This is a genomic window from Salmonella sp. SAL-020 (assembly GCF_017372215.1).
GTDB lineage: Bacteria > Pseudomonadota > Gammaproteobacteria > Enterobacterales > Enterobacteriaceae > Salmonella > Salmonella enterica.
Genome location: NZ_CP071690.1, coordinates 4,398,644 through 4,408,901 on the forward strand (window position 1 = coordinate 4,398,644; position 10,258 = coordinate 4,408,901).

At 55.1% G+C, this 10,258-nt stretch carries 8 protein-coding genes; 4 read left to right on the top strand and 4 right to left on the bottom strand.

The features are described from left to right. Nucleotides 1-24: 24 nt before the first annotated feature. Nucleotides 25-345, bottom strand: a complete 321-nt coding sequence (locus J1G48_RS21270) for a PTS fructose-like transporter subunit IIB (RefSeq protein WP_000161258.1) — start codon at nucleotides 343-345, stop codon at nucleotides 25-27. A 14-nt stretch (nucleotides 346-359) separates the two neighbouring features. After that, on the bottom strand, nucleotides 360-1,439 hold the full coding sequence (locus J1G48_RS21275) for a PTS fructose transporter subunit EIIC (RefSeq protein ID WP_000661597.1): 1,080 nt from the start codon (nucleotides 1,437-1,439) through the stop codon (nucleotides 360-362). A 308-nt stretch (nucleotides 1,440-1,747) separates the two neighbouring features. On the opposite strand from J1G48_RS21275, the gene ptsP reads away from it, so the two are divergent. The 4 genes from ptsP to J1G48_RS21295 all read left to right on the top strand — a co-directional run bounded on the left by ptsP (nucleotide 1,748) and on the right by J1G48_RS21295 (nucleotide 6,919). Further along, entirely contained in the window at nucleotides 1,748-4,249 is a 2,502-nt protein-coding gene (gene ptsP / locus J1G48_RS21280; RefSeq protein WP_001128487.1) for a phosphoenolpyruvate--protein phosphotransferase, read from the top strand. 10 nt (nucleotides 4,250-4,259) lie between these two features. After that, nucleotides 4,260-4,922 (top strand): fructose-6-phosphate aldolase, encoded by a 663-nt coding sequence (gene fsa, locus J1G48_RS21285; protein ID WP_000424866.1) that lies wholly within the window; start codon nucleotides 4,260-4,262, stop codon nucleotides 4,920-4,922. Nucleotides 4,923-4,933: 11 nt separating this feature from the next. After that, on the top strand, nucleotides 4,934-6,037 hold the full coding sequence (locus J1G48_RS21290; RefSeq protein ID WP_000374031.1) for a glycerol dehydrogenase: 1,104 nt from the start codon (nucleotides 4,934-4,936) through the stop codon (nucleotides 6,035-6,037). 258 nt (nucleotides 6,038-6,295) lie between these two features. Next, nucleotides 6,296-6,919, top strand: coding sequence for a DUF1287 domain-containing protein (locus J1G48_RS21295; protein ID WP_000666689.1), 624 nt, complete (start codon nucleotides 6,296-6,298; stop codon nucleotides 6,917-6,919). A gap of 57 nt (nucleotides 6,920-6,976) precedes the next feature. Here J1G48_RS21295 and katG read toward each other — a convergent pair whose 3' ends face one another. Together katG and metF are read right to left on the bottom strand one after the other, a co-directional pair. Beyond that, complete coding sequence (gene katG, locus J1G48_RS21300; protein WP_000108105.1) at nucleotides 6,977-9,157, bottom strand: catalase/peroxidase HPI; 2,181 nt, start codon at nucleotides 9,155-9,157, stop codon at nucleotides 6,977-6,979. Between the two features lie 164 nt (nucleotides 9,158-9,321). Further along, nucleotides 9,322-10,212, bottom strand: a complete 891-nt coding sequence (gene metF, locus J1G48_RS21305) for a methylenetetrahydrofolate reductase (protein WP_000007505.1) — start codon at nucleotides 10,210-10,212, stop codon at nucleotides 9,322-9,324. Nucleotides 10,213-10,258: the final 46 nt, after the last annotated feature.

Consider the following 10,258-nt stretch of genomic DNA (forward strand, 5'->3'; position numbering starts at 1 on the left):
CTTGCGCCATCGGGCATTTTAACGTTACGCGGTTTGCGAAAGATGGGCGTCAATCTTGTTCATAATGGCGTCGGCGCGTTTTACCGCGTCGCTGATATTGACGCGAACGATAGTTTTACCCGCAAACCGCTCTTCGAACTTGATGCCGATATCTTTAGTCAAAATCACCATATCGGCGCTCGCCACATCCTCTGCCGTCAGTTCATTTTCCAGCCCAATCGAGCCCTGAGTCTCCACTTTCACATCCCAACCTTTCGCTTTGGCTGCGCTTTCCAGCGCTTCAGCCGCCATATAGGTATGCGCAACACCAGAAGGACACGCGGTTACTGCAATAATTTTAGTCATGGCTTATTCCTCGCTTAATTCATCTCAAAATCTAAATCCAGGTCGTCTTCTTTTTCGTCAACTTGCGACACATTCTTACGCGTCAGGCTTTTCAGCACGTTAACGCAGACTGCCGTTACCACCGCGCCCACGGCGACTGCCGCGACATAACCCAGCTTGCCTTCCACGACTGGCAGAACAATTAAACCGCCCCAACCGGCATAACACTGCGCGCCAAACAGCGCGGCCATTACCGCACCGCAAGCGGAGCCCACCATAATGGATGGGATCACGCGCAGCGGATCGGCAGCGGCGAAAGGAATCGCCCCTTCCGTTACGCCCACGCAGCCCATGACCAGCGCGGCTTTACCGGCTTCGCGCTCTTCAACAGAAAAATTCTTGCGGCCAATCAGCGTCGCCAGCCCCAGTCCCAGCGGCGGTACGCAGATGCTCACCGCGGCGATAGCCACCACGGTATATACGCCCTGCGCCACGCAAATCAGCATGAACGCATAAGCGACTTTATTAACCGGGCCGCCCATATCAAAAGCCAGCATCAGCCCCATGATCACCGCCAGCAGCACGATGCTGCCCTGCTGCATCCCTTGCAGCCATTGGGTCAGGCTGCTTGTCAGCGCACCGATCGGTTCGCCCAGCCCCCACATCATGATGCCCGCGGTGATAAAAGTGCCAACGATGGGAATCACAAAAATAGGCATCACAGAACGCAGCACCTTATGCACCGGGATTTTCTTCAAGTAATGCACCACGATCCCGCCGATAAGTCCGGCGATAAGTGCCCCGAAAAAGCCCGCGCCGAAGCTGTTACCCACCCAGGCACCAATCGCGCAAGGAGCCAGCGCGGAGCGTTCGGCAATGGAGTAGCCAATGTATGCGGCGAGGAAAGGCACCATCAGCGTCAGCCCGGCGACACCAATATCAAACAGTTTTTTAAGATTCGGATCGGTGGCGGCATCGGGTACGGCGCCCTTGCCATATAGCATGACGGAGACTGCCAGCAAAATTCCGCCAGCCACCACAAAGGGGATCATATGCGAAACACCGGTCATCAGGTGCTGGCGGGTATTTTTCAGGATCTGTACCAACTCTTTCATAAGTCGCTCCCGGGCTGGATAAAGCCCATGTCCATAAAGTTACTGCGGAAAACAATAGGCAATCCATTGTCGCGCAGACAGTGGATAAAAAGGCCATTTACTGGATTTTTGTAATATCAGTATAAAAATGCGATCCGCTTCATAACTTCTGAAAAAGGTAAAACCTGCGCTACCACGCTAAGTTGTGAGACAACTCGCACTTTTTGCGCTACATTACATTTATCCAGCTTTTGACAGATTTGTCACATGGCGTATTCCGGCTACCTCCTTTTATGCTGTAGCGAGAGAATCGTTATGGGAGAGAGGCAATGCCCCTGATTGTGGAATTTACCTGTGAACTGCCGAATGGCGTACATGCGCGCCCGGCAAGCCACGTAGAAACGCTGTGTAATACCTTCACGTCGCAAATTGAGTGGCACAACCTGCGCACCGATCGCAAAGGCAGCGCCAAAAGCGCGCTGGCGCTGATTGGCACCGACACGCTGGCTGGCGACCACTGTCAGCTGGTGATTTCCGGTGCCGATGAACAGGTTGCCTGTCAGCGTCTGAGTCAATGGCTGCGCGATGAATTCCCACTCTGCGACGCGCCGCTGGCGGAGATTAAAAACAGCGAACTGGAGCCGCTTCCGGCGTCGTTGACCCAGCTGAATCCGCAGATTTACCGCGCCCGTAGCGTGTGTAGCGGCAGCGCGGGCGGCGTACTGACGCCACTCTCTTCCCTGGATCTCAATGCGCTCGGCGAACTCCCGACCGCCAACGACACAGAGACGGAACAAGCCGCGCTGGACAATGGCTTAGCGATGTTGATAAAGCATATTGAGTTTCGTCAGCTCGACAGTGACGGTGCCGCCAGCGCGATTCTGGAAGCCCATCGTTCGCTGGCAGGCGACGCTTCACTGCGTCAGCATTTACTGGACGGCGTTCTGCGCGGTTTAAGCTGCGCGCAGGCAATCGTGGAAAGCGCGAACCATTTCTGCAATGAGTTCGCTCGCGCCAGCAGCAGCTATTTACAGGAACGCGCGCTGGATGTTCGTGACGTTTGCTTCCAGTTACTGCAACACATTTACGGTGAGCAGCGCTTTCCGGCGCCGGGCCAGTTGACCCGGCCATCTATCTGTATGGCGGAAGAGTTGACGCCAAGCCAGTTCCTCGAACTGGATAAAACCTTTCTCAAAGGTCTGCTGTTAAAAAGCGGCGGCAACACTTCGCACACGGTGATTCTCGCCCGCTCATTCAACATTCCCACCCTGGTTGGCGTGGAGATTGAGGCCTTAACACCGTGGCGTCAGCAGACGGTTTATATTGACGGCAACGCAGGCGCGATTGTCGTTGCGCCTGACGAGCCTGTCACTCGTTACTATCAGCAGGAAGCCCGCGTGCAAGACGCCCTGCGCGAACAGCAGCGCATCTGGCTGACCCAGGAAGCGCGCACCGCTGACGGCATCCGCATGGAGGTCGCCGCCAACATCGCGCACTCCGTCGAGGCGCAAGCGGCCTTTAGTAACGGCGCGGAAGCGGTTGGCCTGTTCCGCACAGAAATGCTGTATATGGACCGCGCCTGCGCGCCGGACGAAAACGAGCTGTACAATATTTTTTGCCAGGCGCTGGAGTCCGCAAAGGGACGCAGCATTATTGTGCGCACAATGGATATAGGCGGCGATAAGCCCGTTGATTATCTGAATATTCCTGCCGAAGCCAACCCATTCCTCGGCTATCGCGCCGTCCGTATTTATGAAGAGTACGCTTCTCTGTTTACCACCCAGCTACGCTCGATCCTCCGCGCGTCCGCCCACGGCAACCTGAAAATCATGATCCCGATGATCTCCTCTATGGAAGAGATTCTGTGGGTCAAAGAGAAGCTGGCGGAAGCCAAACAGCAGCTGCGTAATGAACATATCCCGTTCGATGAGAAGATCCCACTCGGCATTATGCTGGAAGTGCCGTCGGTGATGTTCATCATCGATCAATGCTGTGAAGAGATTGATTTCTTTAGTATTGGTAGTAACGATCTAACACAATACCTGCTGGCGGTAGACCGTGATAACGCCAAAGTCACTCGTCACTACAACAGCCTGAATCCCGCCTTCCTGCGCGCGTTGGATTTCGCGGTGCAGGCGGTACATCGTCAGGGCAAATGGATTGGTCTGTGCGGCGAACTGGGGGCCAAAGGTTCGGTTCTGCCATTGCTGGTAGGTCTGGGGCTGGACGAGATCAGCATGGGCGCGCCGTCGATTCCCGCCGCCAAAGCGCGGATGGCACAACTCGACAGCCGAGCCTGCCGCCAGTTGTTGAATCAGGCGATGGCCTGCCGCACCTCGCTGGAGGTGGAGCATCTGCTGGCGCAGTTCCGCATGTCGCAGCAGGATGCCCCGCTGGTTACCGCCCAATGCATAACGCTTGATAGCGACTGGCGCAGCAAAGAGGAGGTGATTAAAGGCATGACCGACAATCTGCTGCTGGCGGGCCGCTGCCGCTACCCGCGCAAACTGGAAGCCGATCTATGGGCGCGCGAGGCGGTATTCTCCACCGGACTGGGCTTTAGCTTTGCCATTCCGCACAGCAAATCGGAACATATCGAACAGTCCACCATCAGCGTGGCGCGCCTGAACGCGCCGGTACGCTGGGGAGATGACGAGGCGCAGTTCATCATTATGCTGACGCTTAACAAACACGCCGCGGGCGACCAGCATATGCGTATTTTCTCGCGCCTGGCCCGCCGCATCATGCACGAAGAATTCCGCAACACGCTGGTTAACGCCGCTTCCGCCGACGCTATCGCCAGCCTGCTGCAACATGAACTTGAACTGTAAAGGAAAGACTATGGAACTCTATCTGGATACCGCTAACGTGGCGGAAGTTGAACGTCTGGCGCGCATTTTCCCGATTGCCGGCGTCACCACCAATCCAAGCATTGTGGCAGCCAGCAAAGAATCTATCTGGGATGTGCTGCCCAGGCTGCAAAACGCCATCGGCGAAGAAGGCACTTTATTTGCGCAGACCATGAGCCGCGACGCGAAAGGGATGGTGGAAGAAGCCAAACGACTGAATAACGCCATCCCCGGCATTGTGGTTAAAATTCCGGTGACCGCCGAAGGTCTTGCAGCGATTAAATTGCTGAAAAAAGAAGGCATCGTGACGCTGGGCACCGCCGTCTACAGCGCGTCGCAGGGCCTGCTGGCGGCGCTGGCGGGCGCAAAATATGTCGCTCCCTACGTCAACCGCGTTGATGCGCAGGGCGGCGATGGCATTCGTATGGTTCAGGAGCTGCAAACGCTACTGGAACATCACGCTCCCGACAGCATGGTACTGGCGGCCAGCTTTAAAACACCGCGGCAGGCGCTGGATTGCTTACTGGCAGGTTGCCAGGCGATTACCCTTCCTTTAGATGTAGCGCAACAAATGCTCAATACGCCTGCGGTAGAGTCAGCAATAGAGAAGTTTGAGCAAGACTGGAAAAACGCTTTTGGTAATCTGAACCTGTAGGAGAGAAATGTATGGATCGCATTATTCAGTCACCAGGTAAGTATATTCAGGGTGCAAACGTCATCGCGCGTCTTGGCGATTATTTAAAACCAATGGCGAACAACTGGCTGGTTGTGGGCGATAAATTCGTGCTGGGATTTGCCGAAGAGACGCTGCGCAAAAGCCTGACGGATGCCGGTTTGTCAGTAGAAATCGCCCCGTTTGGCGGCGAATGTTCGCAAAATGAGATCGACAGGCTGCGCGCCGTCGCCGAAAAAAGTCAGTGTGGCGCCGTACTGGGTATCGGCGGCGGTAAAACGCTGGATACCGCCAAAGCGCTGGCGCACTTTATGAATGTCCCGGTCGCTATCGCGCCGACCATCGCCTCTACCGACGCACCGTGCAGCGCACTCTCGGTTATTTATACCGATGCCGGTGAGTTTGACCGTTATCTGCTGCTGCCGCATAACCCGAATATGGTCATTGTCGATACGCAGATAGTGGCGGGCGCGCCGGCGCGTCTGCTGGCAGCCGGTATCGGCGATGCGCTGGCGACCTGGTTTGAAGCGCGCGCCTGCTCACGCAGCGGCGCCACCACAATGGCGGGCGGCAAGTGTACACAGGCCGCGCTGGCGCTGGCGGAGCTATGCTATAACACGCTGATCGAAGAAGGCGAAAAAGCCATGTTGGCCGCCGAACAGCACGTCGTCACGCCAGCGCTGGAACGCGTCATCGAAGCCAACACCTACCTGAGCGGGGTCGGTTTTGAAAGCGGCGGTCTGGCCGCAGCGCACGCGATTCATAACGGTTTAACGGCGATTCCGGATGCGCACCACTATTATCACGGTGAGAAGGTCGCTTTCGGTACGCTGACGCAACTGGTGCTGGAAAACGCGCCGGTCGAAGAAATCGAAACCGTTGCGGCGCTGTGCCATTCCGTTGGCCTGCCGATTACGCTGGCGCAACTGGATATTAAACAGGATATTCCGGCAAAAATGCGCACCGTCGCGGAAGCCTCCTGCGCAGAAGGTGAAACTATTCATAACATGCCTGGCGGCGCAACGCCGGATGAAGTGTACGCCGCGCTGCTGGTCGCCGACCAGTACGGTCAACGCTTTTTGCAGGAATGGGAATAAGGTCTGAGCAATACTCCTGACGATAGTCAGGAGTATTTCAGCTTGCTGACCCAACAGAATTCAGTTGCCGAATATCGACACAGGCACCTTATCTGGCCTTGTTATCCAATCATCCAGGCCGGGTAAGCGAAGCGCTATCATCAGGTATTCCATAGCCTGGAATCAGTCCATTTTGTCCTGAAATAGACTTTTTTATCACGCACCATTCTCTCCGCGGAAAGTCAAATGACGTACTGACACACTTCACGGACGAAGAAGATGAAATTCGCACAGGCGCTTATCGGTATTCTTGCTGCTTTTTTTATTAGCCATATCTCTCATCATTCGCCACGCTCTGATACCAGACCAATAACCGTTCAGGCGCAAACTAATGCTGCAATCGCCCAAAGTGCCGGGACACAAATAGGTAAGACGCTATTTTATGATGCTGCCTATGTTCGTCTGGATTATCCGAATGGCGATCTTCCGCTGGAGCGTGGAGTATGTGCAGATGTCGTCATCCGCGCGCTACGCAGTCAGCAGGTTGATTTACAGAAACGGGTACATGAAGACATGCAGGCGCATTTCTCTGCCTACCCGAATAACTGGAAGCTGAAACGCCCGGACAGCAATATCGACCATCGCCGCGTTCCGAATCTGGAAACCTGGTTCCAGCGTCAAAACAAAGCGTTGCCGGTGACAGATAAATATAGCGATTATCAACCGGGAGATATTGTCTCCTGGCGGCTGGATAACGGCCTTGCGCATATTGGCGTGGTGTCCCTGAACGTCACGCCTGAAGGGGTGCCGCTGGTTGTGCATAACATAGGCGCGGGAGCACAGGAGGAAGATGTATTATTTAACTGGAAAGTAACGGGGCATTTTCGTTATTTTTCGCATTAAACGCGGAAAACGTCAGCGACTACCGAATAGCAGCCGCTGACGAATTAACCTATCAGATTATTGCAGATCGAAACGGTCCAGGTTCATCACTTTCACCCATGCCGCGACGAAGTCCTTCACAAACTTCTCGTGCGCATCGCTACACGCGTAAACTTCCGCCAGCGCGCGCAGTACGGAGTTGGAACCAAACACCAGATCGGCGCGGGTCGCCGTGTATTTCACCTCGCCAGTCAGACGATCCCGGCCTTCGAACAGCTCATTAGATTCGTCGGTCGGTTTCCACTCGTAACGCATATCCAGCAGATTAGCGAAGAAGTCTGTGCTGAGCACGCCCGGTCTGTCGGTAAAGACACCGTTCTGGCTGCCGTCAAAGTTGGTTCCCAGCACACGCATCCCGCCAACCAGTACCGTCATTTCCGGCGCGGTCAACGTTAACTGCTGCGCTTTATCAATCAACAGCGATTCGGTCGTCGACACATCCAGACGCGCACGATAGTTACGGAATCCATCGGCAATCGGTTCAAGCAGCGAGAACATCTCGATGTCGGTCTGATCCTGACGCGCATCCACCCGGCCCGGCGCAAAAGGTACGCTGATGCTGACACCCGCAGCAGCGGCCGCCTGCTCGATACCGACCACGCCCGCCAGCACAATAATATCGGCCAGCGAGGCTTTATTCGTCGTTTTCTGGATCTCTTCTAATACCGGCAGAACGCGAGCCGCAACGGCGTTGACATCCCAGTCGCGCTGAGGCGCCAATGCCAGACGCGCGCCGTTAGCGCCGCCACGCTTATCGCCGCCGCGGAAAGTAGACGCGGATGCCCAGGCAACCGAAACCATCTCGCTAATAGAAAGCCCGGATGCAGCGATCGCCGCTTTCAGGTTGATAATGTCTTCCTGCGTTGGCTGATAGAGCGGTTGCGGCAACGGGTCCTGCCAGATCAGATCTTCTTTCGGCACTTCCGGTCCGATGTAACGCGCTTTTGGTCCCATATCTCTGTGCGTCAGTTTGAACCAGGCACGAGCAAAGGCTTCATTAAAGGCCTGCGGATCGTTAAGGAAACGGCGGGAAATCTTCTCGAACTCCGGATCAAAACGCAGCGTCAGGTCGGTGACCAGCATGGTTGGCTTACGTTTTTTCGACGGATCGAACGGGTCCGGGATGATATCCGGCGCGTCTACCGCTTCAAACTGGATAGCGCCAGCCGGACTACGGGTTTGTACCCACTCATATTTGAACAGGTTCTCGAAGAAATAGTTGCTCCACTGGGTCGGCGTCTGCGTCCAGACCACTTCCAGCCCGGAGGTGATAGCATCCGCGCCAACGCCGCTACCATAGCTGCTGGCCCAACCTAAGCCCTGCGCTTCAATCGGCGCGGCTTCCGGATCGGCCCCTACATGGGATGCCGCTGCCGCGCCGTGGGTTTTACCGAGGGTATGCCCGCCAGCGATCAACGCCACGGTTTCTTCGTCGTTCATCCCCATATTGCCAAAGGTAGCGCGAATGGCGGCGGCGGCAGAAAGTGGTTCGCCGCTGTGATCCGGCCCTTCCGGGTTAACGTAGATAAGGCCCATCTCGGTCGCGCCCAGCGGCGCTTTTGCCAGCGCTTCAGGGTGTCGGTGAGTCAACCAGGCTTTTTCATCGCCCCAGTTCACATCCAGATCCGGTTCCCAGACATCTTCACGCCCGGCGCCAAAACCGAAGGTACGGAAGCCGGAGTTTTCCAGCGCCACGTTACCCGCCAGAATAAACAGGTCGGCCCAGGAAATTTTCTGGCCATATTTCTGCTTAATCGGCCACAACAAACGACGCGCCTTATCCAGGCTGACGTTATCCGGCCAGGAGTTAAGCGGCGCAAAACGCTGTTGACCACGACCCGCGCCGCCACGACCATCAATAGAACGGTAGGTGCCAGCGCCATGCCAGGCCATACGAATAAACAAACCGACATAGCTGCCCCAGTCGGCGGGCCACCACGGTTGTGAATCGGTCAGCAGCGCCTTGAGATCCCCTTTCAGGGCGGAGTAGTCTAACTTGCTAAACTCTTTGCGGTAGTCAAAGTCTTCACCCAGCGGGTTAGAACGGTTGGAATGTTGATTCAAAAGATCCACGCGAAGCTGGTTCGGCCACCAGTCGCGGCTGGCAGTCCCTGCGCCTGCGCTTCGGTCATGCCCCCCCTGATGGAAAGGACATTTTCCAGTGGATAACGTGTTATGGGTATCGTCGGTCGTGCTCATATCTCAGCTCCCTTTTAAAGTGTTACCGTTACGATATACACCAGGAGCAAATAGATATAGTTGAATTAATCCACAGATTCGATAGCTAATACCTTTTATATTTTTAGTTACAGAGATGTAGATCAATATGAGGTGTAATAAAGCTCCCGGCAGGGAGCTGGAGGTTATAAACCCGGTCTTACGCCCAGTGTGTGGCAAATGGCATAACTCATTTCCGCACGATTCAACGTGTAGAAGTGGAAATCCTTCACTCCTTCACGGCTTAAAATTTTCACCATGTCCATCGCAATGTTAGCGCCCACCAGCTTGCGGGTTTCTGCGTCATTATCCAGCCCCTCAAACATCAGTGACATCCAGGACGGAATGCGGACATTGGTCATATCGGCAAATTTTTTCGCCTGTTTAAAGTTAGACACCGGTAAAATGCCGGGAATAATCTCTACGTCGATACCGGCAGAAACACAGCGGTCGCGAAAACGCAGGTAGCTTTCCACATCGAAGAAAAATTGGGTTATCGCGCGGTTAGCGCCAGCATCCACTTTACGCTTCAGATTAAGCAGATCGGCCTGCGCGCTTTTCGCTTCCGGATGTACCTCCGGATAGGCTGCTACTGAAATATCGAAATCGGCCACCTCTTTGAGCAAACCAACCAGATCGGCGGCGTACATCTCCGGCTTACCGCTGTCCGGCGGCAAATCGCCGCGCAAAGCGACAATGTGGCGGATACCGTTATTCCAGTAGTCGCGGGCGATGGTGCGCAGTTCATCGCGGGTGGCGTCAATACAGGTAAGGTGCGGCGCGGCCTCAAGCCCAGTACGCTCTTTAATGCCTTTAATAACGCTATGAGTGCGGTCGCGCTCCCCGGAGTTGGCGCCATACGTTACCGAAACAAACTTCGGTTTCAGACTGCTCAGGCGATCGATGGAGTTCCACAGGGTTTGCTCCATTTCACTGGTGCGCGGCGGGAAAAATTCAAACGAAACGTTAATCTGACCCTGTACTTCCGCCAGGCTCTGATTCAGGGCTTCCCGCTGGTTGGCGTGAAAAAAGCTCATACCTTACCTCATCAATCGCATGTTATTATTTGTTGTGTTGTAAACA

Bases quoted from the DNA above. Each gene is read 5' to 3' on its own strand.
- J1G48_RS21270 (WP_000161258.1), bottom strand. From the start codon at position 345: ATGACTAAAATTATTGCAGTAACCGCGTGTCCTTCTGGTGTTGCGCAT.
- J1G48_RS21275 (WP_000661597.1), bottom strand. From the start codon at position 1,439: ATGAAAGAGTTGGTACAGATCCTGAAAAATACCCGCCAGCACCTGATG.
- ptsP (WP_001128487.1), top strand. From the start codon at position 1,748: ATGCCCCTGATTGTGGAATTTACCTGTGAACTGCCGAATGGCGTACAT.
- fsa (WP_000424866.1), top strand. From the start codon at position 4,260: ATGGAACTCTATCTGGATACCGCTAACGTGGCGGAAGTTGAACGTCTG.
- J1G48_RS21290 (WP_000374031.1), top strand. From the start codon at position 4,934: ATGGATCGCATTATTCAGTCACCAGGTAAGTATATTCAGGGTGCAAAC.
- J1G48_RS21295 (WP_000666689.1), top strand. From the start codon at position 6,296: ATGAAATTCGCACAGGCGCTTATCGGTATTCTTGCTGCTTTTTTTATT.
- katG (WP_000108105.1), bottom strand. From the start codon at position 9,157: ATGAGCACGACCGACGATACCCATAACACGTTATCCACTGGAAAATGT.
- metF (WP_000007505.1), bottom strand. From the start codon at position 10,212: ATGAGCTTTTTTCACGCCAACCAGCGGGAAGCCCTGAATCAGAGCCTG.